Source organism: Pseudomonas sp. GQ91, assembly GCF_059758795.1.
In genome coordinates this window covers 269,276-295,624 of the sequence record NZ_JCAXED010000005.1, presented here as the reverse complement: position 1 = coordinate 295,624, position 26,349 = coordinate 269,276, and the positions used below count along the sequence as shown (strand labels likewise).

The following is a 26,349-nucleotide window of genomic DNA, read 5'->3' as shown; positions in this document are numbered from 1 at the left end:
CTTACATACGCTCCAGAGTTTCCAGGCCCAACAATTCCAGGCCTTGCTTGAGGGTCCGTCCAGCCAGCGCGGCGAGGCGCAGGCGACTTTGCTTTTGCGCCTCGTCTTCAGCGCTCAGGATCGGGCAGTTTTCGTAGAAGCTGGAGAACAACCCGGCGACTTCGTACAGGTAAGTGCACAGAATATGCGGCGTGCCTTTCTCGCCCACACTGTTGAGCACCTCACCGAACTGCGCCAGCTTGGCCGCCAGTTCCTGTTCGTGGGGCGCTTGAAGAATGATCTGGCCTTCGACCTCGCTGAAATCCTTGCCCAGCTTGCGGAACACGCCCGCCACGCGGGTGTAGGCGTACAGCAGGTAGGGCGCGGTGTTGCCCTCGAAGTTGAGCATCAGTTCGAAGTTGAAGCTGTAGTCGCTGGTGCGGTGCTTCGACAGGTCGGCGTATTTCACCGCGCCAATCCCCACCACGCGGGCGATGTTGCGCAGGTCGGCCTCGGCCAGCTCCGGGTTCTTTTCCTTCACCAGGTTGTAGGCGCGCTCCTGGGCTTCGTTCAGCAGGTCAATCAGCTTTACGGTGCCGCCGTCGCGGGTCTTGAACGGACGACCGTCGGCGCCGTTCATGGTGCCGAAACCCATGTGTTCCATGTGCATCGGGTGAGTGACGAAGCCGGCGCGGCGCGCCACTTCGAACACTTGCTGGAAGTGCAGGGCCTGGCGCTGATCGACAAAGTACAGGGCGCGATCGGCTTTCAGCACGCCGCTGCGGTAGCGCACGGCCGCCAGGTCGGTGGTGGCGTACAGGTAGCCGCCGTCGGCCTTGACGATGATCACCGGCAGCGGTTCGCCGTCGGCGGTCTTGAATTCTTCGAGGAACACGCACTGGGCGCCGTTGCTTTCTACCAACAGGCCTTTGGCCTTGAGGTCGTTGACCACGTTGATCAGGTCGTCGTTGTAGGCGCTTTCGCCCATTACGTCGGCCATGCTCAGCTTGACGTTCAGCAGTTCGTAGATTTCCTGGCAGTGGGACAGGGAAATGTCCCGGAAGCGGTTCCACAGTGCCAGGCACTCGGCGTCGCCGGCTTGCAGCTTGACCACCAGGCCGCGGGCGCGGTCGGCGAACTCTTCGGATTCGTCGAAACGCTTTTTGGCGGCGCGGTAGAAATTTTCCAGATCCGACAACTCGTTGCTGGTGATCGGGTTTTCCTGCAGGTACGCCATCAGCATGCCGAACTGGGTGCCCCAGTCGCCCACGTGGTTCTGACGGATCACGGTGTCACCGAGAAACTCCAGGACTCGCGCCACGCCGTCACCGATGATGGTCGACCGCAAGTGGCCGACGTGCATTTCCTTGGCCAGGTTGGGGGCGGACAGGTCAATGACCACGCGCTGGGTGCTGCCGGCCTTGCGCGCGCCGATGTTCGCATCGGCCAGCGCGGTGTCGAGGCGCGCGGCCAGGGCCTGGGTGTTCTGGAAGATATTGATAAAGCCCGGGCCGGCGATTTCAGCCTTGCTGACTTGTGGGTCGGCAGGCAATGCGGCGATGATTTTTTCCGCCAGGTCGCGCGGTTTCATGCCCGCGGGCTTGGCCAGCATCATCGCGATGTTGCTGGCGAAGTCGCCGTGGGTCTTGTCGCGGGTATTTTCCACCTGGATCGCCGGCGTCAGGCCTTCAGGCAACACACCTTCGTTGACGAGTTGGGTGATGGCTTGTTGGATCAGCTGGCGAATGGTGTCTTTCATGGTGTTCTCTGTCGACCGCAAGCGGCGGCGCGCGATGCGCAGGTGGAAAAACTGGACATTATCCGTTGCGAGGGCGGGCTTGCCAACCGTTCCGGACCTGTGGAGCCTTTAAAGATGACCCTGCTCCCTGTAGAAGCGGGCTTGCCCGCGAAAATCGTCAACGATAACCCTGGTTTACTGAGTTAACGCGGCGCCCTGGGGCTTTTCGCGGGCAAGCCCGCTTCTACAGTGCAATGCCGTTCAATTAAGGCTGAAAGTCTCCTGTGGCGAGGGGGCTTGTCCCGTTGGGCTGCGCAGCAGCCCCAATAAAGAGAAATGCGGTGTATCAGACACTCCTCAGCGGCTGGTCTTGGGGCTGCTACGCAGCCCAACGGGACAAGCCCCCTCGCCACAGGGATGGGACACTCTTAACTGAACAGCATTAGCTTCTACAGTGGGGCGATCAATACAAATCTACCGGGTCCACATCCAGCGACCATCGCACCTGGCGACCGCTGGGCATTTGCTCCAGCGCAAGCAACCAGCTACTTAACAGGCGATGCAGCGGCGCCCGGGCGCTCGCTTGCAAGAGTAGCTGCGCGCGATAACGTCCGGCACGCCGCTCCATCGGTGCCGGCACAGGGCCCAGCAACTCGATGCCGGTCAGCCCCAGTTCACCCAGCAAGCGTTCCGCCTCGCTGCAGGCCTGATCCAGAAAACCCTCGGCCTGCCCTGGTTTATGGGCCTCGGCGCGCAACAGGGCAAGGTGCGCAAACGGCGGCAGGCCAGCGGAGCGGCGTTCGCTCAAGGCCTGCTCGGCGAAGGCGAAGTAGCCTTGCTCGGTCAATTGGATCAACAGTGGATGATCCGCCAGGTGGGTCTGGATGATCACTTTGCCGGGCTCTTCCGCACGTCCTGCACGGCCGGCGACCTGGACGATCAATTGCGCCATGCGTTCACTGGCCCGAAAGTCCCCGGAGAACAGCCCGCCGTCGGCATCCAGGATCGACACCAGTGTCACCCGTGGAAAGTGATGCCCTTTGGCAAGCATCTGCGTGCCTACCAGAATGCACGGCTGGCCTTTCTGGATCGTCGCGAACAATTGATTCATCGCGTCCTTGCGCGATGTACTGTCGCGGTCCACGCGCAGTACCGGATAGTCGGGGAACAAGATCCCCAGCCGCTCTTCGGCGCGCTCGGTGCCCGCGCCAACCGGGCGCAAGTCGACCTTGCCACACTGCGGGCAATGGCGCGGCACCCGTTCAACATGGCCGCAATGATGGCAGCGCAACTCGCCGGAACGTTGGTGCACGGTCATCCGTGCATCGCAGCGGTTGCACTCTGACATCCAGCCGCAGTCATGGCACAGCAACGTCGGCGCGAAGCCCCGGCGGTTGAGGAACACCAGGACTTGCTGGCCGGCGGCGAGAGTCTGGCCGATGGCTTGTTGCATCGGTCCGGAAATGCCGCTGTCCAGCGGGCGGCTTTTTACGTCCAGGCGCAGGAAACGCGGTTGCTTGGCGCCACCGGCGCGCTCCTTCAGGTGCAGCAGGCCGTAACGTCCGGTGTGGGCGTTGTGCAGGCTTTCCAGCGAGGGTGTCGCCGAGCCCAGCACGATCGGGATATTTTCCTGGCGCGCCCGTACCAGGGCCAGGTCGCGGGCGTGATAGCGCAGACCTTCCTGCTGTTTATAGGAACCGTCGTGTTCTTCGTCGATGATGATCAGGCCCGGGTTCTTCATCGGCGTGAACAGCGCCGAGCGGGTGCCGATAATGATATCGGCCTCGCCGTCGCGCGCCGCCAGCCACGAGTCCAGGCGCTCGCGGTCGTTGACCGCCGAGTGCACCAGGGCGATCCGCGCATTGAAGCGCTGTTCGAAGCGCGCCAAGGTCTGCGGGCCGAGGTTGATCTCGGGGATCAGCACCAATGCCTGTTTGCCGGCTTCCAGGGTTTCGCGGATCAACTGCAAATAGACTTCGGTCTTGCCGCTGCCGGTCACGCCGGCCAGCAGGAACGCATGAAAACTGTCGGCGCCCGCGCTGATGGCCTCGAAGGCGGCGCGCTGCTCCGGGTTAAGCGGCAGTTCCGGCTGGGCCAGCCAGTGTTCATGGCGCTCGCCGGGCGCGTGTCGGCGCACCTCCACTTGCACCAGGTCCTTGGCCAGCAACAGGTCGAGGCTGTCCTTGCTCAGCATCAGCTTGCTCAAGAGCTGGTGGGCCACGCCGTGGGGGTGTTGCGCCAGGGTGGCCAGGGCTTCACGTTGACGCGGGGCGCGGGCGATGCGCGGGTCGTCGAGGCGTGCACCGGGGGCGATTGACCAGAAGCGTTCCTGGCGCGCTTCGGCCAGCTCGCCCTGGCGCAACAGCACCGGCAGCGCCCAGCTCAGGGTGTCGCCCAGGCTGTGCTGGTAATACTGCGACGTCCACAGGCACAGCTTGAACAGCGCTGGCGGCAGCGGCGGCGTGGTGTCCAGCAGGGCCAGGGCTGGCTTGAGCTTTTCGGCGGGCACTTCGCTGTGGTCGGCGATTTCCACCAGGATGCCGATCATCTCGCGGCGACCGAACGGCACCCGCACGCGCATCCCCGGCGCCAATTGCGAGCGCAATACGCCGGCCGGCGCCCGGTAATCGAACAGGCGGCGCAGGGGCGAAGGCAGGGCGAGGCGCAAAATGGCGTCGGGCACGCGTGAAATTCTCGTCAGCAGGAGGTGAAGAAGGTCGCGAGCCTAGCAGACCGGTGGTGGAGGTGTCCCGCCTCTGATGGCCGGTGCGGTTCCCGCGAGAGGCGGTCTGCGCCGCAATTATCGTGCGGTTTTCTGATGAAAGGGGCGGTCGCGCGGCTTGCGCGTTTAAAAAGGTCTGGTAGAATCCGCGGCCTAATTACGTGCGGTATTCGACAATAGTGTTGAGTGGCGGCACGCTAGCCCCGAGGAATACACCATGAAAGCCGATATCCATCCAGCGTACGAAACCATCGAAGTAACCTGCAGCTGCGGTAACAAGTTCGAAACCCGTTCGAACCTGTGCAAGCCACTGGGTACTGACGTATGCAACGAGTGCCACCCGTTCTACACCGGTAAGCAGAAGACTCTGGATACTGGCGGTCGTGTACAGCGCTTCGCTGACCGTTTCGGTGCTTTCGGTAAAGCTAAAGCTCCTGCTGCAGCTGAGTAAGGCACACCACGTGAAAAGCCTGCGCGGCTTTTCTTCGTTGGTAAAGAAGGCGTCCCTTGCGGGCGCCTTCTTTGTGTCCGCGACTTGGCTGGTGCCCGTCCAGGCCGAGGTGTTTTGCCCGGCGCCGGCCGCCATCGACACCTTCAAGGTCCAGCGGGTGGTGGATGGCGACACCGTGCGCCTGACAGACGGCCGCAGTGTGCGGATGATCGGTGTCAACGCCCCGGAAACCGGCAAGAAAGGCCGTTCCGACGAGCCTTTCGCCGTGGCCGCGCGCCAGCGCTTGCAAGCGCTGGTTGACGCCAGCGACGGTCGCGTGGGCATGGTCCTCGGGCGTGAGCGCAAGGACCGCTACGGGCGGACCCTGGCGCACCTTTATGACGCCAGCGGTGCCAATATGGAGGCCCGGTTACTCGCCGAAGGCCTGGGTTTTCTGGTGGCGGTCGCGCCTAATGTCGATCTGGTTGCCTGCCAGCAGGCTGCCGAGCGCAGCGCTCGGCAGGCCCGAGTGGGGCTGTGGCGGCAGTCGCCGGTGCAAAAGGTTACGCAGATCAAGCGTTCCGGCTTCGCGCTGGTCAGTGGTCGAGTGAGCAAGGTCGAACGCAATCGTGGCGGAATCTGGATCGAATTGCAGGACTCGCTGGTATTGCGAATTGCACCCAATCTGCTGAAACAATTCGACAGCGCCTCGCTCAAGCGCCTGCAGGGCCAGAATATCGAGGCCCGGGGCTGGGTGTTGGACCGTTCACGACGCGGTGGTTTGAAAAACGGTCAGGCTCGCTGGCTGCTGCCCTTGACCGATCCTGGCATGTTGCAACTGGCGCCCTGAGAAAAAATTGTAGACATTTTTTCAGTTGATTGTGAACAGTTAAGCCCTTGCGGGCCGTGGCTCTTGGCCAAAAGTCGTAGGGCGGGGCTCTTGACACCTGTGACTGCCCAGTCTTGTAGGGACTTTGCGACACGCGTATCCTCGGCGGTCCGTCGTCTAACAGTAAAAAGCGGAATGCCGATATGTCTGATTTGAAAACTGCCGCTCTCGAATATCACGCCCATCCTCGTCCAGGAAAGCTGAGTGTCGAGCTCACCAAAGCCACTGCTACCGCGCGCGACCTGTCGCTGGCGTACAGCCCCGGTGTAGCAGAGCCTGTGCGCGAAATCGCCCGCGATCCCGAGCTGGCCTACAAATACACCGGCAAGGGCAATCTGGTTGCAGTCATTTCCGATGGCACCGCGATTCTCGGTCTGGGCAACCTCGGGCCATTGGCTTCCAAGCCGGTCATGGAAGGCAAGGGCGTGCTGTTCAAGCGCTTCGCCGGCATCGACGTATTCGACATCGAAGTTGACTCCGAAAGCCCGCAGGCTTTCATCGACACCGTAAAACGCATTTCCATCACCTTTGGTGGCATCAACCTGGAAGACATCAAGGCACCCGAGTGCTTCGAGATCGAAAAGGCCCTGATCGAACAATGCGACATCCCGGTATTCCACGATGACCAGCACGGTACCGCGATCGTTACCGCGGCCGGCATGATCAACGCCCTGGAAATTGCCGGCAAGACCCTGGCTGACGCGAAGATCGTCTGCCTCGGCGCTGGCGCTGCAGCCATCTCCTGCATGAAGCTGATCATCAGCATGGGCGCCAAGCTGGAAAACATCTACATGGTCGACAGCAAGGGCGTGATCCAGTCCGAGCGTACCGATCTGAACCAGTACAAGGCGATGTTTGCCCATCCGTCCTCCAAGCGTACCCTGGCTGAAGCGCTGGACGGTGCTGACGTGTTCGTCGGCCTGTCCGGCCCGAACCTGTTGAGCGCCGAAGGCCTGAAGTCCATGGCGCCGAACCCGATCGTGTTTGCCTGCTCCAACCCTGATCCTGAAATCTCGCCGGAGCTGGCGCATGCCACCCGTAGCGACGTGATCATGGCCACCGGTCGTTCGGACTACCCGAACCAGGTCAACAACGTGCTGGGCTTCCCGTTCATCTTCCGGGGTGCCCTGGATGTTCGCGCCAAGCGCATCAACGAAGAAATGAAAGTGGCGGCCGCCAACGCCCTGCGTGAACTGGCCAAGCTGCCGGTACCTCAGGACGTGTGCGACGCTTACGGCGGCGCCAAGTTGGAGTTCGGTCGTGAGTACATCATTCCGAAACCTATGGATAAGCGTCTGATCACCCTGATCTCCGATGCCGTGGCCAAAGCCGCGATCGAGACGGGTGTGGCGACCCTGCCGTATCCGAAGCACTACCCGCTGCAAAGCGTGGATGATGTGTTCAACGGCTAAGCCCTTGTAGCGCACCAAGAAAAAGCCCCGACTCTCGCGAGTCGGGGCTTTTTGTTATCTGGCGATCCGCTTGAGCCTTGTAGAGATCTAAGTGTGGGAGCGGGCTTGCTCGCGAATGCGGAGTGTCAGTCAATGAATCTGGTGATTTCAACTCTGCATTCGCGAGCAAGCCCGCTCCCACCTTGGTTCTGCGTCAGAACAAATCAATCGGCGCCGCTTCGTCGGCCGGCAATGGACTGCCCGGCGCAACGCCGTTGCCCAGCTCGCTGATCGACGGCGGTGTGTCTTCGCTCTTGAACAGTTCGAAGTAGGCGTTCGGCGTGCCTGGTACCGCGGTTCGGCCACTGATTGGATCAATCCGCAAGCTCAGGATGCCTTCGGGCTCAGGCAAGTTGTGGGTCGGTTTGTCCTTGAGGGCCGCGCCCATGTAGCTCATCCAGATCGGCAGTGCGACGGTTCCGCCATACTCCCGCCGACCCAGGCTTTCCGGCTGGTCATAACCGGTCCAGACGGTGGTGATGTAATCAGCGTTATAACCGGAGAACCATGCATCCTTGGACTCGTTGGTGGTGCCGGTCTTGCCTGCAAGATCAGTACGACCCAGGGCCAGGGCACGACGTCCGGTGCCGCGTTTGATCACGTCTTGCAGAATGCTGTTGAGGATATAGACGGTGCGACCGTCGACAACCTGCTCCGCGACTGCAGGTGTTTGCGGAACGGGGGCTGGGGCAGTGTCCGTGGGCGTCGTGCCCGGCGCAGGCTCGATGGTGATGCCATCGTTGGCCGGCGCGGCCAGGCCGTCGCTGGCGGCGGTGCTGTTGGGGACGCTGGGCGGGTTGGCGACGAACAGTGTCTCGCCGTTGCGGCTCTCGATCTTGTCGATCAGGTAAGGCGTGACCTTGTAGCCGCCGTTGGCGAAAACGCTCCAGCCGGTGGCGATTTCCATCGGCGTGAGGGTTGCAGTTCCCAGGGCCAGGGACAGGTTGGGCGGCAGATCCTGCTTGTTGAAGCCAAAGCGGGTCATGTAATCGATGGTCTTGCCCACGCCCATCGCCTGCAGCAGGCGGATCGAGACCAGGTTGCGCGACTTGTACAGCGCCTCACGGACCCGGATTGGGCCGAGGAAGGTGTTGGTGTCGTTCTTTGGTCGCCAGACTTTATCCAGATACTCATCGACAAACACGATAGGTGCATCGTTGACCAGGCTGGCGGCGGTGTAGCCACTGTCCAGGGCCGCGCTGTAGATAAAGGGCTTGAAGCTGGAGCCCGGTTGGCGCTTGGCCTGGATCGCACGGTTGTAGTTGCTTTGCTCGAAGGCAAAGCCGCCCACCAGGGCGCGGATGGCACCGTTCTGCGGGTCGAGTGATACCAGGGCGCCCTGGGCGACCGGGACCTGGCTGAACTTCAGGCTGTCATCTTCCTGGCGTTGCACGCGGATCAGGTCGCCGACCTGCGCCACATCCGACGCCTGCTTGGGCACCGGGCCCATGCTGTTGGTGTTCAAGAATGGACGTGCCCACTTCATCGTGTCCCAGGCCACGTGTGCTTCGCCACTGCGGGTCAGTACCTGGAGGCCATCTTTATTCACTTGGGTAACGATGGCCGGCTCGAGACCGCTGATCGGGCGCTGCTTGCCCAGCTCCAGGGTCCAGGCACTCAAGGTTTTGCCCGGCAGGCGCGATTCGGGGCCGCGGTAGCCATGGCGCTGATCATAGGTGATCAGGCCTTCATGGACTGCGTTGTTGGCGATTTCCTGCAAGTTGCTCGGAATGGTCGTGGTAACGCGGAAACCTTCGGTGTAGGCCTCGCTGCCATAACGCCCGACCATCTCCGCGCGAGCCATTTCAGCGATATACGGCGCGCTCACTTCGGGTGTCTGCACGTGATAGCTGGCGTTCAATGGCTCCGCCACGGCGGTTTCGTAGGTGTTCTGGTCGATTTTGCCCAGCTTGTACATGCGCCCCAGGATCCAGTCGCGACGCTCCTTGCTGCGGGCCGGGTTGGCCAGCGGGTTAAAGCGCGACGGGGCCTTGGGCAGGCCTGCAATCATCGCCATCTGTGCCAGGCTGACGTCGCGAATCGACTTGCCGTAATACACCTGGGAGGCGGCTTCGATGCCGTAGGCGCGGTTGCCCAGATAGATCTTGTTGACGTACAGCTCAAGGATTTCATCCTTGGTCAGCTGGCGTTCGATCTGCAGCGCCAGGAGGATTTCCGTGGCCTTGCGGGAAAAACTGCGCTCACTGGTGAGGAAGTAGTTCTTCGCCACCTGCATGGTGATGGTGCTGCCGCCCGTCTGAATGTGTCCGCTTTTTATCAGCTGCGTGGCTGCCCGGATCAGGCTGCTGGGGTCTACGCCGTGGTGGTTGGCGAAGTTATCGTCTTCGGCCGACAGCAGGGCGTTGATGAAATTGGGGGGGATATCGGCAAAACGGATCGGGGTACGGCGCATTTCGCCGAATTCCGCGATCAGTTTTTCATCGCTGCTGTAGACCCGCAAAGGAATCTGCAACTGGATGCTTCTCAGGGCCTCTACCGAGGGCAACCCCGGACTAAGATAGAGATAGGCGCCGCTGAGCACGAGCAGCAGCCCGCAAACCATCGCGACAACGGAGTACCCGAAAAACTTCAGCAGACGAATCAAGGCTTTTGGATTTCCAGAGAAAAGAATGAGTTAGGCGTCGGGGGCAAGCACGACAAACGATGGAACCACCCGACCTGCAGACAAAAGCGGAAAAAAACGCTGGGCATTAAAGCATTTTTCGACTTGGGACGTCATGAGCGCCGCGCAACCAAGCCGACCGAATGCATCTTCCAGGTATTGACCAACCCTGAGACACGGAAAGCGTTAGGGAGTTTTATGGTAAAGGGATTTTTCAGGCGAAGCGCCGATACCGTGCTGGGTGTCGACATCAGTGACAGGGGAGTGAGCGTGCTGGAACTGGCGCGTTCGGGTGCCGGATACAAGGTGCGCGCCTATGCGGCCCAGGCTTTTTCGGGGCGTGTCGTGGTCGACAGTAATATCCTCGATCTGGAGGTTGTCGCGCAGGCCGTTTCCAAGGCATTGTCTCGGGCGCGGACATCGATCAGGCATGCGGCCGTGGCGGTGGCGGGGCCGTCGGTGATTACCCGTGTGGTCGAGATGGAGGCCGGGCTGAAACCTGGCGAAATGGAGCAGAGAGTGCGAGGTGAGGCCGATCAGTACATTCCTTATCCGTTGGATGAGGTGGCGATCGACTTTCATGTTCAGGGGCCATCCTCTCGCGATCCTGCTTATGTCGATGTATTGCTTGCCGCCTGCCTCAAGGAGCAGGTGGAGGCACGTGAAGCCGTACTGGCCCTGGCTGGCCTGGCCACGCGAATAGTGGATGTCGAGGCGTTTGCCCTGGCGCGGATGACCGATACAGTGGTTGCCTGTATCGCACCGGGGAGTGGGATCAATAGTGCACAATGGGCTGCCGATGCCCAGGGATTGCGGGTCGCCTGCGGTCTGGCCCTCAGGAGTTTTGATTGATGACGAGAATCAACCTTTTACCCTGGCGCGAAGAACAGGCTGAACGCCGGCGCAAGTACTTTCTGGTGTTTTTGTTGGCTGTCGCGCTTGTGGTGCTGGCCGCCATATGGCTGGCAGATCGTGTCATCGACCGGGCGATCGATCGCCAGGTGGCCCGTAATAACCACTTGAGCAAGCAAGTCACGGTGCTTGATTCACGGATCAGGACCATCGATGAACTGAGTGAGCAGCGCCGGCAATTGATGGAGCGCATGAAGGTTGTCGAGGACCTGCAAGGCGATCGCTCGTCGGGCGGGCGGCTGTTTGACGAGTTGGCCCGTGCGGTACCCGATGGCGTGCAGTTGCACGAAGTCAGCGTCAGTGGAACGTCGGTCGAAATCAGCGGCACGGCGGACTCCACCCGCGATGTTGCCCGCCTCATGCGCAGCCTGGAAGAGTCCGCGGGCTTGCAGGATCCCGGCTTGCGGCATGTGCGGGCCGACGAGGCGGGAGGTGGCAATGCCTTCCAACTGATGGTGCGTCAGAGGGCTTCAGGCGAGGCGGGGCAGTGATTCTTCTGACCGGCCCGGTCGGGTCGGTTATGCCGCTGCTCTCCACGCTGTACCACGCTGCCGGCCAATGGCCGTGGCCTGGCAAGGTGCTGGTGGGAGGCGTGCTTGCCGGTCTGTTATGGGGGGCGGGCGACGCCTTCTACTTGAACGCAGCGCGGGAGCAGTTGCACCATCAGGAGGCTCGGGAGCTGGCATTGCGCGAACAATTTGCCGAAAAGGCTGTTCGGTCTGCTTATCTTGAAGTCTTGTCCCGTCAGTTGGAGGTTATGCGCAGCGCATTCGCCGAGCAGTTGCATCGATTGCCATCCGCGACCGAAGTGCCCAGCCTGCTTGAAGATATTGCGCGCCTGGGACTGGCCAGCGGTTTGACGCTGGAGGACCTCAGGCTGTTGGATGAGCAGGTCCAGCCGCTCTATGCCGAGCTGCCGATTCAGCTCAGCCTGATCGGGACCTATCATGATCTGGCGACCTTCATCAGCGCTGTGGCCGAGTTACCGCGCATCGTCACCTTGCATGACTTCCTCATCCGCCCCGTCGATGGGCGGGATGCCGGGTTGCTGCGCTTGAAGATGCTGGCCAAGACCTATCGTTACAGCGCTGCGAAGACTTTGCCATGAGCGCCCTCGAGGCTGCGTGCCTGGGTTTGGCGCTGATAGTCCTGGCAGGCTGTGAAAATCACGCCGACCTGCAAGCGTTGCAGGAGCAATTGCAGGTCATTCGTCAGCAAGTGCCCGTGCCGTCAGCGGAGGCGCCGCTGGCGGCCGCTCCAGGCCGGCGTTTTGTCTACGATCCGGTATCCCTGCGTGACCCGTTCCGGCCGCCGGACAAACCTCTTGGGCGTCCCGCCGGTCGGCCTGGACGGGCGCCGGATCCGGGGCGTCCCCGGCAGTTTCTGGAAGGTTTTGCTGTCGATGATTTCCAGATGGTCGGCACGTTGACCTTTGGGGCGCGGGTGTTTGCCCTGCTGCGTGGCACTGTGGGCGTGCATCGCCTGGAGGTGGGCGATTATCTGGGCGGGGATCATGGGCGCGTGGTGGCGATCCATGAGGGGCAAGTGGATATCGTCGAGCTTTTTCCGGATGCACAGGGCGAGTGGCTGGAACGCTCGCGAACGTTGGTTTTGAACGTGAACTCATAACGGAAGTAAACAATGAAAAGGACTTTTTCGTCCTTCGGTGTGGCGCTATGGATAGCGTTCGCAGCACCGATGGTCACCGCCGTGCCCAATCGGGTCGAGCTGATTCAACTTCCACCGCCGGGTGCTGCGCCGCTGAGTGACGGGCGTGGTGCGTTTACCGGCGATAAATTATCCCTCAACTTCCAGGACATCGAGGTCCGCGCCGTGTTGCAGCAGATCGCCGACGTTGCTGGCCTCAATCTGGTGGCCGCTGATGATGTCGGTGGTTCGATTACCCTGCGTCTCAAGAACATACCGTGGGACCAGGCACTGGATCTGGTGCTGCAAGCCAAGGGGCTGGACAAGCGGGTGAGCGCCAACGTGCTGTTGGTGGCGCCGGCGCAGGAGCTGGCCGAGCGTGAGTTGCGGGCTCTGGAGTCGCGCAGGCAGTTGACTGAACTGGCACCGCTGCGGCGCGAGCTGCTGCAAGTCAACTATGCCGATGCCGCGCAACTGGCCAAGCTGTTCCAGTCGGTGAGCGGCCTGGAAGGCGCGTCCGATGAGCGTGGTTCGGTGGCGGTGGATGACCGCACCAACAACATCCTCGTTTACCAGACCCAGGAGCGCCTGGACGAGTTGCGGCATATCGTTGCGCAACTGGATATTCCGGTCCGGCAGGTCATGATCGAGGCGCGGATCGTCGAAGCCAATGTCGATTACGACAAGAGTACGGGCGTGCGCTGGGGCGGACTGATCCAGAATAAAGGCAATTGGAGCGGTGGCGGCATCAATAACGGGACTTCGGAGGCGGCCGGGCAATCGGAGAGTACACCCAGTTCGCCGTTTGTCGACTTGGGCGTGGTCAATGGCTCGTCGGGCCTCGGTATCGTGTTTATCACCGACAACGTGCTGCTCGACCTGGAGCTGACAGCGATGGAAAAAACCGGCAACGGTGAAATCGTCTCGCAGCCCAAAGTGGTCACGTCCGACAAGGAAACCGCGCGGATCCTCAAGGGCACCGAGATTCCCTACCAGGAGTCCAGTTCCAGTGGGGCTACCTCGGTGTCGTTCAAGGAGGCTTCGTTATCCCTGGAGGTGACGCCGCAAATCACCCCGGACGACCGGGTAATCATGGAGGTGAAAGTCACCAAGGATGAGCCTGACTACCTGAACAAACTCAACGACGTGCCGCCCATCAAGAAAAACGAGGTCAATGCCAAGGTGCTGGTCAAGGATGGCGAGACCATCGTGATTGGCGGCGTTTTCTCGAAAACCCAAGGCAAAGTGGTAGATAAAGTGCCATTTTTGGGTGATGTGCCGTATCTTGGCCGCCTTTTCCGGCGGGATGTGGTCTCGGAGAAAAAATCCGAGCTGCTGGTATTCCTGACTCCGCGTATTATGAATAACCAGGCGATTGCTGTGAGTCGTTGATTCTGTGCGAAATTTGATTCTTGTTGGACCGATGGGGGCTGGAAAAAGCACCATCGGCCGTTTGCTGGCCAAAGAGCTGCGCCTGCCATTCAAAGACTCCGATAAGGAAATTGAATTGCGCACGGGTGCCAATATCCCGTGGATCTTCGATAAGGAAGGCGAACTGGGCTTTCGCGACCGTGAGCAGGCGATGATCGCCGAGCTGTGCGGCTGCGACGGCGTGGTCCTGGCCACCGGCGGTGGCGCGGTGATGCGCGAAGAGAATCGGCGGGCGCTGCATGCCGGCGGCCGGGTAATCTATTTGCACGCGTCTGTCGAACAGCAAGTGGGGCGTACCGCGCGTGACCGCAATCGCCCGCTGCTGCGCACGGCCAACCCCGAGAAAACCCTGCGCGACTTGCTGGCGCTGCGCGATCCGCTTTATCGGGAAATCGCCGATCTGGTGGTACAAACCGATGAGCGGCCACCCCGAATGGTGGTTCTCGACATTCTTGATCGCTTGCAGCAACTGCCTCCCCGTTAAAGCCAGGGCCGAAATGCGCTATTCTCGGCGACGCGTCATGATCGTCCGGGTTATGGCGTAGAGCTATCAGGCAGCGTCGAGGTTGCCGACACCGTTAATGCAGGGCGGGATGCCTGCTTCCATCTTCCACGTGGGGACACATGCAGACACTTAAGGTCGATCTTGGCGAGCGCAGCTACCCGATCCACATTGGCGAAGGTTTGTTGGACCAGCCCGAGTTGCTTGCACCGCACATTGCCGGGCGACAAGTGGCGATTATCTCCAATGAGACGGTGGCGCCGCTCTATCTCGAACGTCTGAGTCGCAGTCTTGAGGCCTATTCGGTGATCTCGGTGATCCTGCCCGACGGCGAAGCCTTCAAGAACTGGGAAACCCTGCAGTTGATCTTCGATGGCCTGCTCACTGCCCGCCACGACCGCCGTACCACGGTAATCGCACTCGGTGGCGGGGTTATTGGGGATATGGCAGGCTTTGCGGCGGCCTGTTACCAGCGTGGCGTGGATTTCATCCAGGTGCCCACGACGCTGTTGTCCCAGGTCGACTCATCGGTAGGTGGCAAAACCGGGATCAACCATCCGCTGGGCAAAAACATGGTGGGTGCGTTCTATCAGCCCAATGCGGTGCTGATCGATACGGCGACGCTCAACACCTTGCCGCCGCGCGAGCTATCGGCCGGCCTCGCCGAAGTGATCAAATACGGCCTGATCTGCGACGAGCCGTTCCTCGCCTGGCTTGAAGAGCACGTCGAGGCCTTGCGCAATCTGGATCAGGTGGCGCTGACCGAGGCGATTTCCCGCTCCTGCGCAGCCAAGGCGCTGGTGGTCAACGCCGACGAGCGTGAGTCCGGCGTGCGGGCCACGTTGAACCTGGGTCATACCTTCGGCCATGCGATCGAAACCCACATGGGCTATGGTGTGTGGCTGCATGGAGAAGCCGTGGCTGCTGGCACAGTGATGGCGCTGGAGATGTCGCAACGCCTGGGCTGGATCAGTGTCCAAGAGCGTGACCGCGGTATCCGCCTGTTCCAGCGTGCCGGGTTGCCGGTCATTCCTCCCGAGGAAATGACCGAGGCTGATTTTCTCGAACACATGGCGATAGACAAGAAAGTGATCGACGGTCGTTTGCGTCTGGTGCTGTTGCGCCGAATGGGCGAAGCGGTGGTGACCGACGATTATCCGAAAGAGATTCTACAGGCCACGTTGGGAGCGGATTACCGCCTCCTGGCCCAGCTTAAAGGTTAACCAGATCCCGATGACTAGTTTGCATGCCGACGAGGCGTTTCTCGGCCATTACCAGCTAAACCACGACCCTTTTGCTCCTCGGGTGCCTGGTTTCAAGTTTTTCCCCGCACAACGCAAGCCGGTGTTGGGGCAACTGCACCACCTGGCGCGCTACAGCCAGCTATTGCTGGTGGTCACCGGGCCACTGGGCAGCGGCAAGACCCTGTTGCGTCAGGCGCTGGTGGCCAGCACCAACAAACAGTCGGTGCAGAGCGTGGTGGTCTCCGCCCGTGGCGCGGGTGACGCGGCAGGTGTTCTGCGCCAGGTTGCGCAGGCCCTTGACGTTTCCGATGCGGAGCCGACAGCGATCCTCAAGCAGGTCGTCCAGCTGGGCCTGACCGGCCAGGAAGTTTACCTGCTGGTGGATGATGCCGAGCAGCTCGACGAATCGGCGCTGGATGCGTTGCTGGCCCTGGCGGCCGGGACGCCTGAAGGTCGTCCGCATGTCTTCCTGTTCGGCGAGTCGTCGCTGATCGCCGATCTGGAGCAATTGGGTGGCGAGGAAGAGCGCTTCCATGTCATCGAGTTGCAGCCCTACGAAGAAGAGGAAACCCGCGAATATCTGGCCCAGCGTCTTGAAGGCGCCGGGCAGGGCATCGAACTTTTCTCCGCTCAGCAGATCTCTGATATTCACGAAAGCTCCGATGGGTGGCCGGGCACCATCAACCAGGTCGCCCGGGATACGATGATCGAAGCGATGATAGCCAGCCGTTCAGCGGTCAAGCGTCCAAAGATGGGGTTCACCATGCCGAAGAAACACGTACTGGCCATTTCTGCCGTTGTCGTGGTTGCCGTCGCCGCCGCCTGGTTGATTCCGGGTCGCAGCAAAGCGCCGACAGCGCCAGGCGCGTCTACCGAACAGGCGCAGTTGCCGTTGGGCAAGCCGACCACCAATGATGCGCCAGCCGTCGAATTTGCAGGTTCTGGCCAGCCCACCGAGCTGCCAATGGTGGGGCAGCCGGTGATGCGTGGCCCGTTGGCGGAAGAAGCCGGCGCTATCGCCGAAGGTGACGACGGCGTGCCGGTGGAAGGCGCCAGTGGTACTCCGCCGACCGTCACCACTGTTGCTCCGCCGTCTGGCGCGGCTGCCGACCCGGCGCCAGCCCCGGCTCCCGCGCCAACGCCAGCGCCAGCGCCGACTCAGATTGCAGCGGCCAAGCCGGCTCCAGTCCCTGCCCCGACGCCGAAGCCTGCTCCGGCCGCCAAGCCTGCTGAAAAACCGGTGACCGTGGCCAAGGCCGCCGCCGGCAGTGGCTGGTATGGCAGTCAGCCAGCGAAGAACTATGTGGTCCAGATCCTTGGCACCAGTTCCGAAGCCAGCGCGCAAAACTTCATCAAGGAGCAGGGTGGCGAGTACCGCTACTTCAAGAAGGACCTCAACGGCAAGCCGTTCTATGTGGTCACCTACGGCAACTTTGCCAACCGTGATGCAGCCGTTAACGCCATCAAGGCCTTGCCAGCGAAGGTTCAGGCTGGTAAACCTTGGCCTCGCACTGTCGCCAGCGTCCAACAGGAACTGGCAGCAACTCGCTGAAGATTCGGCGGCCTTACCCAGGTCGCCTCTCCCGGCACCTCAAAAAAACACCAAGTGCGTGCAGTCCCTACGGACCGCGCGCTTTGTGGTGTCTGCGTCACAGTAGCTTTTGAGTCGCGGCGGTCAGAATTAAAAAAGTTTTGACTAGCACAGCGTATCGCTTTAAACCTTTCATAAATGCGACATAGATTTGCGACATTTCGTCGCTAAATTTGTGAGCGTCTGTGTCGGTGTGTACAATGACCTCCCTTTTGCCCCCCGCTAAGCCGGCGTACGTTCGGCGTGGAAGGTAACCGGTTGAATTAAAAAGAAATTTGCCTCGGAACAAGAGGCAGCCTGGTGAGAAAGTGTCTATGAAAGCAGGTCTGTACCAACCCGATGAATTCAAGGATAACTGCGGTTTCGGCCTGATTGCCCATATGCAGGGCGAACCCAGTCATACCCTTCTGCAAACGGCCATCGAGGCCCTGACCTGCATGACCCACCGTGGTGGGATCAACGCCGACGGCAAGACCGGTGACGGCTGCGGCTTGCTGATTCAAAAGCCCGACCAGTTCCTGCGCGCCATCGCCAAGGAAACCTTTGGTGTCGATTTGCCCAAGCAGTACGCCGTGGGCATGGTGTTCTTCAATCAGGACCCGGTGAAAGCCGAGGCGGCTCGCGAGAACATGAATCGCGAGATCCTGGCTGCGGGCCTGCAGCTCGTTGGCTGGCGCAAAGTACCGATCGACACCAGCGTCCTTGGCCGCCTGGCCCTGGAGCGCCTGCCGCAGATCGAGCAGGTGTTCATCGCCGGCGACGGCCTGAGCGACCAGGACATGGCGATCAAGCTGTTCACCTCCCGTCGTCGCTCGTCCGTGGCCAATGCCCTGGATACCGACCACTACATCTGCAGCTTTTCGCACAAGACCATCATTTATAAAGGCCTGATGATGCCGGCGGACTTGACCGCCTTCTATCCGGACCTCAGCGATGAGCGCCTGCAAACCGCGATCTGCGTGTTCCACCAGCGCTTCTCCACCAACACGCTGCCGAAATGGCCGCTGGCCCAGCCTTTCCGCTTTCTCGCCCATAACGGCGAGATCAACACCATTACCGGCAACCGCAACTGGGCCGTGGCCCGTCGCACCAAGTTCGCCAACGATCTGATGGACCTCGAGGAACTCGGCCCGCTGGTCAACCGCGTGGGTTCCGACTCGTCCAGCATGGACAACATGCTCGAACTGATGGTCACCGGCGGCATTGACCTGTTCCGTGGCGTGCGCATGATCATTCCGCCTGCGTGGCAGAACGTCGAGACCATGGACCCCGATCTGCGGGCGTTCTATGAGTACAACTCGATGCACATGGAACCGTGGGACGGCCCGGCCGGCGTGGTAATGACCGATGGCCGCTACGCCGTCTGCCTGCTGGACCGTAACGGCCTGCGCCCGGCGCGTTGGGTGACCACCACCAATGGCTTCATCACCCTCGCGTCGGAAGTCGGCGTGTGGAACTACCAGCCTGAAGACGTCATCGCCAAAGGCCGCGTCGGTCCTGGCCAGATCCTTGCCGTGGACACCGAGACCGGGCAGATCCTCGACACCGACGCCATCGACAACCGCTTGAAGTCGCGTCATCCGTACAAGCAATGGCTGCGCAAGAACGCCCTGCGCATCCAGGCGACCATGGAGGACAACGACCACGGCTCGGCGTTTTACGACGTCGATCAGCTCAAGCAGTACATGAAGATGTACCAGGTCACGTTCGAAGAGCGCGACCAAGTGCTGCGCCCATTGGGTGAGCAAGGCTACGAGGCCGTCGGTTCGATGGGCGACGACACGCCGATGGCCGTGCTGTCCCAGCGCGTGCGCACGCCGTACGACTATTTCCGCCAGCAGTTCGCCCAGGTGACTAACCCGCCGATCGACCCGCTGCGCGAAGCCATCGTGATGTCCCTGGAAGTTTGCCTCGGTGCCGAGCGCAACATCTTCCAGGAGTCGCCTGAGCATGCTTCCCGTGTGATCCTCAGCTCGCCGGTGATTTCCCCGGCCAAGTGGCGTTCGTTGATGAACCTGGAGCGTCCGGGTTTCGACCGCCAGATCATCGACCTGAACTACGACGAGAGTCTTGGCCTCGAAGCCGCTGTGCGCAACGTCGCCGACCAGGCCGAAGAAGCGGTGCGCGCCGGTCGTACCCAGATCGTGCTGACCGACCGTCACATCGCGCCGGGCAAGTTGCCGATCCACGCCTCGCTGGCCACCGGCGCGGTCCACCACCGCCTGACCGAAAAAGGCCTGCGCTGCGACTCCAACATCCTCGTGGAAACCGCGACCGCCCGTGACCCGCATCACTTCGCGGTGCTGATCGGTTTCGGCGCCTCGGCGGTCTATCCGTTCCTCGCGTACGAAGTGCTGGGCGACCTGATCCGCACCGGTGAAGTGCTGGGCGACCTCTACGAGGTGTTCAAGAATTACCGCAAAGGCATCACCAAGGGTCTGCTGAAGATCCTGTCGAAGATGGGTATCTCCACCGTCACGTCCTACCGTGGCGCGCAGCTGTTCGAAGCCATCGGTCTGTCGGAAGAAGTCTGCAACATGAGCTTCCGTGGCGTGCCGAGCCGCATCAAGGGCGCGCGTTTCGTCGACCTCGAAGCTGAACAGAAAGCCCTAGCGGCCGAAGCCTGGAGCGCGCGCAAGCCGATCCAGCAAGGTGGCCTGCTCAAGTTCGTGCACGGTGGCGAATACCACGCCTACAACCCGGACGTGGTCAACACCCTGCAAGCCGCCGTGCAGCAGGGCGACTATGCCAAGTTCAAGGAATACACCACGCTGGTGGATAACCGTCCGGTGTCGATGATTCGCGACCTGTTCAAGGTGAAGACCCTGGACACGCCGATGGACATCGACCAGGTCGAGCCACTGGAGTCGATCCTCAAGCGTTTCGACTCCGCCGGTATTTCCCTCGGCGCCTTGTCGCCTGAGGCTCACGAAGCCCTCGCCGAGGCGATGAACCGCCTGGGCGCGCGTTCCAACTCCGGCGAAGGCGGTGAAGACCCGGCACGCTACGGCACCATCAAGAGCTCGAAGATCAAGCAAGTGGCGACCGGGCGTTTCGGGGTCACCCCGGAATACCTGGTCAACGCCGAAGTGCTGCAAATCAAGGTCGCCCAGGGCGCCAAGCCGGGTGAAGGCGGCCAGTTGCCGGGTGGCAAGGTCAACGGCCTGATCGCCAAGCTGCGTTATGCGGTGCCGGGCGTGACCCTGATTTCGCCGCCGCCGCACCATGACATCTACTCGATCGAGGATTTGTCGCAGCTGATTTTCGACCTCAAACAAGTCAATCCGCAGGCGCTGGTCTCGGTGAAACTGGTAGCAGAAGCCGGCGTTGGCACCATCGCCGCCGGTGTGGCCAAGGCCTATGCCGACCTGATCACCATCTCCGGCTACGACGGCGGCACCGGCGCATCGCCGCTGACCTCGATCAAGTACGCTGGCGCGCCTTGGGAGCTGGGCCTGGCCGAGACTCACCAGACCCTGCGTGGCAACGACCTGCGCGGCAAGGTTCGGGTGCAGACCGATGGCGGCCTGAAAACCGGCCTCGACGTGATCAAGGCGGCCATCCTCGGCGCCGAGAGCTTCGGCTTCGGCACCGCGCCAATGATCGCCCTGGGCTGCAAATACCTGCGCATCTGCCACCTGAACAACTGCGCCACCGGCGTCGCGACGCAGAATGAAAAGCTGCGCAAGGATCACTACATCGGCACGGTCGACATGGTGGTGAATTTCTTCACCTACGTCGCCGAAGAAACCCGAGAGTGGCTGGCCAAGCTGGGCGTGCGCTCACTCGAAGAGCTGATCGGGCGTACCGATCTGCTGGACATCCTCGAGGGCCAGACCGCCAAGCAGCATCACCTGGATCTGACGCCGCTGTTGGGCAGCGATCACATTCCGGCGGACAAGCCACAGTTCTGCGAAGTGGACCGCAACCCGCCGTTCGACAAAGGCCTGCTGGCCGAGAAGATGGTCGAGATGGCCGCCTCGTCGATCAACGACGCCAGCGGTGGCGAATTTGCCCTGGATATCTGCAACTGCGACCGCTCCATCGGCGCACGGATCTCCGGCGAAATTGCACGCAAGCATGGCAACCAAGGCATGGCCAAGGCGCCGATCACGTTCCGCTTCAAGGGCACCGCTGGCCAGAGCTTCGGGGTCTGGAACGCCGGTGGCCTGCACATGTACCTGGAAGGCGACGCCAACGACTACGTCGGCAAGGGCATGACTGGCGGCAAGCTGGTGATCGTCCCGCCGGCCGGTAGCGTCTACAAGACGCAGGACAGCGCGATTGTCGGGAACACCTGCCTGTACGGCGCCACCGGTGGCAAGTTGTTCGCCGCCGGTACCGCCGGCGAGCGTTTCGCCGTGCGTAACTCGGGTGCCCACACCGTGGTGGAAGGCACTGGCGATCACTGCTGCGAATACATGACCGGAGGCTTCGTCGCCGTTCTGGGCAAGACCGGCTACAACTTCGGTTCGGGCATGACCGGCGGTTTCGCCTATGTGTTGGACCAGGACAACACCTTCGTCGACAAGGTCAACCACGAGTTGGTCGAGATCCAGCGGATCAGCGGCGAAGCCATGGAATCCTACCGTAACCACTTGCAGCACGTGCTGGACGAATACGTCGAGGAAACAGGCAGCGAATGGGGTCGCAACCTCGCTGAAAACCTCGATGATTACTTGCGTCGTTTCTGGCTGGTCAAGCCCAAGGCTGCCAACCTGAAATCGTTGCTTTCCAGCACCCGTGCCAACCCGCAGTGATATGCGCCTGAAGAGTTTGATGAGGTTTTAACATGGCTGAACGTCTGAATAACGACTTCCAGTTCATCGATGTCGGGCGCAAGGATCCGAAGAAGAAACTGTTGCGTCAACGCAAGAAAGAGTTCGTGGAAATCTACGAACCCTTCAAACCCCAGCACTCGGCCGATCAAGCCCACCGCTGCCTGGGATGCGGTAACCCGTATTGCGAATGGAAGTGCCCGGTGCACAACTTCATTCCCAACTGGCTCAAGCTGGTGGCCGAGGGCAACATCCTCGCCGCCGCCGAGCTGTCGCACCAGACCAACACCCTGCCGGAAGTCTGCGGTCGGGTGTGTCCGCAAGACCGTCTGTGCGAGGGCGCCTGCACCCTTAACGACGGCTTTGGCGCGGTGACCATTGGTTCGGTGGAGAAGTACATCACTGATACCGCGTTCGCCATGGGCTGGCGCCCGGACATGTCCAAGGTCAAGCCGACCGGCAAGCGGGTGGCGATCATCGGCGCCGGGCCGGCTGGCCTGGGTTGTGCCGACGTGCTGGTGCGCGGCGGCGTGACGCCGGTGGTGTTCGACAAGAACCCGGAAATCGGTGGCCTGCTGACCTTCGGCATCCCCGAGTTCAAGCTGGAAAAGACCGTGCTGAGCAATCGTCGCGAAGTCTTTACCGGCATGGGCATCGAGTTCCGCCTGAACACCGAGATCGGCAAAGACGTGACCATGCAGCAACTGCTCGAAGAATACGATGCGGTATTCATGGGCATGGGCACCTACACCTACATGAAGGGCGGTTTTGCCGGTGAGGATCTGCCGGGTGTCTACGATGCCCTGGATTTCCTGATCGCCAACGTCAACCGTAACCTGGGCTTTGAAAAGTCGCCGGAAGATTTCGTCGACATGAAAGGCAAGAAGGTCGTGGTGCTGGGCGGTGGTGACACCGCGATGGACTGCAACCGTACGTCGATCCGCCAGGGTGCGAAGTCGGTGACCTGTGCTTATCGGCGTGACGAAGCCAATATGCCGGGCTCGCGCAAAGAGGTGAAGAACGCCAAGGAAGAAGGTGTGAAATTCCTCTACAACCGTCAGCCGATCGCTATCGTCGGCGAAGACAAGGTCGAGGGCGTGAAGGTGGTCGAGACCCGTCTCGGCGAGCCCGACGCCCGTGGTCGTCGCAGCCCCGAGCCGATCCCGGGTTCCGAAGAGATCATCCCGGCTGATGCCGTGGTCATCGCGTTCGGTTTCCGCCCGAGCCCAGCGCCGTGGTTCGAGCAGTTCGAGATCCAGACCGACAGCCAGGGCCGCGTCGTCGCGCCCGAACTGGGCCAGTACAAACACCAGACCAGCAACCCGAAGATCTTCGCCGGTGGCGATATGGTGCGCGGCTCCGACCTGGTGGTAACGGCGATCTTCGAAGGGCGCAATGCCGCCGAAGGGATCCTGGATTACCTGAACGTCTGATCCTGATCCCAGTTTGGAAGGGGATCAAAATGTGGGAGGGGGCTTGCTCCCGATAGCGGTGTATCAGTCACCCGATTCATTGACTGACACACTGCTATCGGGAGCAAGCCCCCTCCCACATTTACTTTGCAGTGCGTTCATGCCCGCGACAAATTGACCCGATAGACAAAAGGCACGGCTCTTGCCGTGCCTTTTACGTCCGGCTCTGAGAAAATGCCCGCACTTTTTTTGCGGATGCCGACATGACTGCCCTCAAGAACGACCGTTTCCTTCGTGCCCTGCTCAAGCAACCCGTGGATGTCACCCCCGTGTGGATGATGCGTCAAGCCGGTCGCTACCTGCCGGAATACCGCGCCAGCCGCGCCCACGCCGGTGATTTCATGAGCCTGTGCATGAACCCTGCGTTCGCCTGCGAAGTCACAATGCAACCGCTGGACCGTTATCCTCAGCTGGATGCGGCCATCCTCTTCTCCGATATCCTGACCATCCCGGATGCCATGGGCCAAGGCCTGTACTTCGAAACTGGCGAAGGTCCGCGTTTCAAGAAAGTCGTCAGCACCCTGGCCGACATCGAAGCCCTGCCGATCCCCGATCCCCACAAGGACCTGGGTTACGTGATGGACGCGGTCAGCACCATTCGCCGCGAACTGAACGGCCGCGTACCGCTGATCGGCTTCTCCGGCAGCCCGTGGACCCTGGCCACCTATATGGTCGAAGGCGGCTCGTCGAAAGACTTCCGCAAGACCAAGGCCATGCTCTACGACAACCCACAGGCCATGCACCTGCTGCTGGACAAGCTGGCGCAGTCGGTCGTCTCTTACCTCAACGGCCAGATCATGGCCGGCGCGCAAGCGGTGCAGATCTTCGATACATGGGGCGGCAACCTGTCGGCGGCGGCGTACCAGGAGTTCTCCCTGGCTTATATGCGCAAAATCGTCAGCGGCCTGATCCGCGAACACGAAGGCCGCAAGGTCCCGGTGATTCTGTTCACCAAGAATGGCGGCCTGTGGCTCGAAAGCATCGCCGATGCCGGCGCGGATGCCCTGGGCCTGGACTGGACCTGTGATATCGGTGAAGCCCGCCGTCGCGTCGGTAACCAGGTCGCCCTGCAAGGCAACATGGACCCGACGGTGCTGTACGCCAAGCCCGAGGCAATCCGCACTGAAGTCGGCCGCATCCTCGCCAGCTACGGCAAGGGCACCGGGCATGTGTTCAACCTCGGCCACGGCATCACCCCGGAAGTCGATCCAGAACACGCCGGCGCTTTCCTGCGCGCGGTGCATGAGCTGTCGGCGCAGTATCACGAGTGATCGCAGCCCGGCCCCAATGACAACCTAGTCCGTGGCAAGAGGGCTTGGCCTTGTGGCAAGGGAGCTTGTCCTGTGGCGAGGAGGCTTGTCCTGTGTCGAGGGGGCTTGTCCTGTGGCGAGGGGGCTTGTCCCCCGTTGGGCTGCGTAGCAGCCCTCAAACCATTCACCACGGCTGACGGACCATAGAGGTCTTTTTTGGGGCTGCTACGCAGCCCAACGGGGGACAAGCCCCCTCGCCACAGACCAAACCCATTACACAGACCAAACCCATCACACAGACCCAACCCATCACCACAGGACAAGCCCTCAACCCACAAAGCGGTCTCAGGCGTGGTTGAGCGGTGCCAACTTCGCCAGCTTCAGCGCCACCAGCAACGCCACCAGCAGCAGTGCGACGATAAACCCGCCAATCCCGCTCCATCCCGCGTAATGCCAGAAGAACCCGCCTGCCGTACCGGCGATGCTGGAGCCCGCGTAGTAGCTGAACAGGTACAACGACGAGGCCTGGCCCCGGGCTTTGCGCGCCCGGCGACCAATCCAGCTGCTGGCCACCGAGTGGGCGCCGAAGAAGCCGAAAGTGAACATCAGCATGCCGAGGAACACCAGCGGCAGCGGGGTGAATAGCGTCAGTGCGATCCCGGCGAGCATCAGCACGATAGTGGCCCACAACACGCGACGGCGACCCAGGCGGTCAGCCAGGGCGCCGATCTTCGCCGAGCTGTAGATGCCCGAGAGGTACACCACAGAGAGCAAGCCCACCACGGCCTGGCTCAGGTCATAGGGAGCGGCGAGCAAGCGATAGCCAATGTAGTTGAACAGGGTCACGAAGGCGCCCATCAACAGGAAGGCTTCGAGAAACAACCACGGCAATCCCGCATCCTTGAAATGCATGATAAAGCCATTCATCAGGCTGCGCGGCTTGAGGCTGCTGGCGCGGAAGTTGCGCGATTCGGGGAGGATTTTCCAGAACAGCGTTGCCGCGATCAGGGCCACGGCACCGATGATCAGCATCGCGATGTGCCAACTGACGAAGTCGATCAGCACGCCGATGATCAAGCGCCCGCTCATGCCGCCAATGGCGTTACCGGCGATGTACAGGCCCATGGCCAGGCCGAGGTGCTGCGGATGGATCTCTTCGCTCAGATACGTCATCGCGACCGCAGCCAGCCCACTCAGGGACAGCCCCACCAGCGCGCGCATTAACAGAATCCCTTCCCAGGTCGGCATCAGGCCGCTGGCAATGGTGCAGGCGGCAGCGCAGAACAGCGCCGCCACCATCACCGGCTTGCGCCCGAGACGGTCGGAAACCGGCCCGGTAATCAGCAGGCCAAAGGCAAGCATCGCGGTGGACACCGAGAGGATCAGGCTGCTCTGTGCCGCGTTGATGGAGAACTCCCGGGACAGTACCGGCATCATCGGTTGTACGCAGTAGAGCAAGGCAAACGTGGCAAAACCGCCGGCGAACAGCGCCAGCACCGTGCGCATGAACAGCGGCGTGCCTTTTTCGATATAGGCATCCTCAAGCTGCGCGACGACCTCATCCAGGGCTGTGGGCGGGCGTTCTTGGGCAAGTGTGGCGACAGCAACTTTCACGCGGGACCTCGGGGAGGAAAAGCCGCCAGGACTGGCAATGGGAAAAAGAATATAGCTGGCTAATGATTCTTTCCAA

General features: G+C 61.4%; 18 protein-coding genes. 14 read left to right on the top strand and 4 right to left on the bottom strand.

Annotated elements, in window-relative coordinates:
- Position 1: 1 nt before the first annotated feature.
- On the bottom strand, positions 2 to 1,738 hold the full coding sequence (gene argS / locus AC6CIA_RS09845; protein WP_498311706.1) for an arginine--tRNA ligase: 1,737 nt from the start codon (positions 1,736 to 1,738) through the stop codon (positions 2 to 4).
- A 442-nt stretch (positions 1,739 to 2,180) separates the two neighbouring features.
- Complete coding sequence (locus tag AC6CIA_RS09840; protein ID WP_498311705.1) at positions 2,181 to 4,400, bottom strand: primosomal protein N'; 2,220 nt, start codon at positions 4,398 to 4,400, stop codon at positions 2,181 to 2,183.
- A 256-nt stretch (positions 4,401 to 4,656) separates the two neighbouring features.
- Between AC6CIA_RS09840 and rpmE the strand changes: the two genes are divergently transcribed.
- The 3 genes from rpmE (at position 4,657) to AC6CIA_RS09825 (ending at position 7,170) form a co-directional block, all read left to right on the top strand.
- Positions 4,657 to 4,890: a 50S ribosomal protein L31 gene (gene rpmE / locus AC6CIA_RS09835; protein ID WP_028621753.1), complete on the top strand. Its 234-nt coding sequence runs from the start codon at positions 4,657 to 4,659 to the stop codon at positions 4,888 to 4,890.
- 10 nt (positions 4,891 to 4,900) lie between these two features.
- Complete coding sequence (locus AC6CIA_RS09830; RefSeq protein WP_498311704.1) at positions 4,901 to 5,719, top strand: thermonuclease family protein; 819 nt, start codon at positions 4,901 to 4,903, stop codon at positions 5,717 to 5,719.
- Positions 5,720 to 5,901: 182 nt separating this feature from the next.
- Entirely contained in the window at positions 5,902 to 7,170 is a 1,269-nt protein-coding gene (locus tag AC6CIA_RS09825) for a malic enzyme-like NAD(P)-binding protein (protein ID WP_339529435.1), read from the top strand.
- Between the two features lie 193 nt (positions 7,171 to 7,363).
- On the opposite strand, the gene AC6CIA_RS09820 is transcribed toward AC6CIA_RS09825, so the two are convergent.
- Positions 7,364 to 9,811: a penicillin-binding protein 1A gene (locus tag AC6CIA_RS09820; protein ID WP_498311784.1), complete on the bottom strand. Its 2,448-nt coding sequence runs from the start codon at positions 9,809 to 9,811 to the stop codon at positions 7,364 to 7,366.
- A gap of 219 nt (positions 9,812 to 10,030) precedes the next feature.
- Here AC6CIA_RS09820 and pilM point away from each other — a divergent pair, with 219 nt between their 5' ends.
- The 11 genes from pilM to hemE all read left to right on the top strand — a co-directional run bounded on the left by pilM (position 10,031) and on the right by hemE (position 24,680).
- Positions 10,031 to 10,684 carry a type IV pilus biogenesis protein PilM gene (gene pilM, locus AC6CIA_RS09815; RefSeq protein WP_498311703.1) on the top strand — a complete coding sequence of 218 codons (654 nt, stop codon included), beginning with the start codon at positions 10,031 to 10,033 and terminating at the stop codon, positions 10,682 to 10,684.
- A complete protein-coding gene (locus AC6CIA_RS09810) occupies positions 10,684 to 11,235 on the top strand; it encodes a PilN domain-containing protein (RefSeq protein WP_498311702.1) in 552 nt (183 codons plus the stop codon). The genes pilM and AC6CIA_RS09810 overlap by 1 nt, the downstream gene beginning before the upstream one ends.
- Positions 11,232 to 11,852, top strand: a complete 621-nt coding sequence (locus tag AC6CIA_RS09805; RefSeq protein ID WP_498311701.1) for a type IV pilus inner membrane component PilO — start codon at positions 11,232 to 11,234, stop codon at positions 11,850 to 11,852. The genes AC6CIA_RS09810 and AC6CIA_RS09805 overlap by 4 nt, the downstream gene beginning before the upstream one ends.
- Positions 11,849 to 12,373: a pilus assembly protein PilP gene (locus AC6CIA_RS09800; protein ID WP_498311700.1), complete on the top strand. Its 525-nt coding sequence runs from the start codon at positions 11,849 to 11,851 to the stop codon at positions 12,371 to 12,373. Before AC6CIA_RS09805 ends, AC6CIA_RS09800 begins: the two co-directional genes overlap by 4 nt.
- A gap of 69 nt (positions 12,374 to 12,442) precedes the next feature.
- Positions 12,443 to 13,783, top strand: a complete 1,341-nt coding sequence (locus AC6CIA_RS09795) for a type IV pilus secretin PilQ (RefSeq protein WP_498311783.1) — start codon at positions 12,443 to 12,445, stop codon at positions 13,781 to 13,783.
- A 4-nt stretch (positions 13,784 to 13,787) separates the two neighbouring features.
- The gene (aroK, locus tag AC6CIA_RS09790) at positions 13,788 to 14,306 is read left to right on the top strand and encodes a shikimate kinase AroK (protein ID WP_084379832.1); all 519 of its coding nucleotides are present in this window, start codon (positions 13,788 to 13,790) and stop codon (positions 14,304 to 14,306) included.
- Between the two features lie 140 nt (positions 14,307 to 14,446).
- Complete coding sequence (gene aroB / locus AC6CIA_RS09785; protein WP_339529441.1) at positions 14,447 to 15,547, top strand: 3-dehydroquinate synthase; 1,101 nt, start codon at positions 14,447 to 14,449, stop codon at positions 15,545 to 15,547.
- Positions 15,548 to 15,557: 10 nt separating this feature from the next.
- Complete coding sequence (locus AC6CIA_RS09780; RefSeq protein ID WP_498311699.1) at positions 15,558 to 17,120, top strand: SPOR domain-containing protein; 1,563 nt, start codon at positions 15,558 to 15,560, stop codon at positions 17,118 to 17,120.
- Positions 17,121 to 17,473: 353 nt separating this feature from the next.
- Positions 17,474 to 21,919 (top strand): glutamate synthase large subunit, encoded by a 4,446-nt coding sequence (gltB, locus tag AC6CIA_RS09775; protein ID WP_498311698.1) that lies wholly within the window; start codon positions 17,474 to 17,476, stop codon positions 21,917 to 21,919.
- Between the two features lie 32 nt (positions 21,920 to 21,951).
- Positions 21,952 to 23,370, top strand: coding sequence for an FAD-dependent oxidoreductase (locus tag AC6CIA_RS09770; RefSeq protein WP_498311697.1), 1,419 nt, complete (start codon positions 21,952 to 21,954; stop codon positions 23,368 to 23,370).
- Positions 23,371 to 23,612: 242 nt separating this feature from the next.
- Positions 23,613 to 24,680, top strand: coding sequence for a uroporphyrinogen decarboxylase (hemE, locus tag AC6CIA_RS09765; protein ID WP_498311696.1), 1,068 nt, complete (start codon positions 23,613 to 23,615; stop codon positions 24,678 to 24,680).
- 324 nt (positions 24,681 to 25,004) lie between these two features.
- On the opposite strand, the gene AC6CIA_RS09760 is transcribed toward hemE, so the two are convergent.
- On the bottom strand, positions 25,005 to 26,273 hold the full coding sequence (locus tag AC6CIA_RS09760; protein ID WP_498311695.1) for an MFS transporter: 1,269 nt from the start codon (positions 26,271 to 26,273) through the stop codon (positions 25,005 to 25,007).
- Positions 26,274 to 26,349 lie beyond the last annotated feature (76 nt).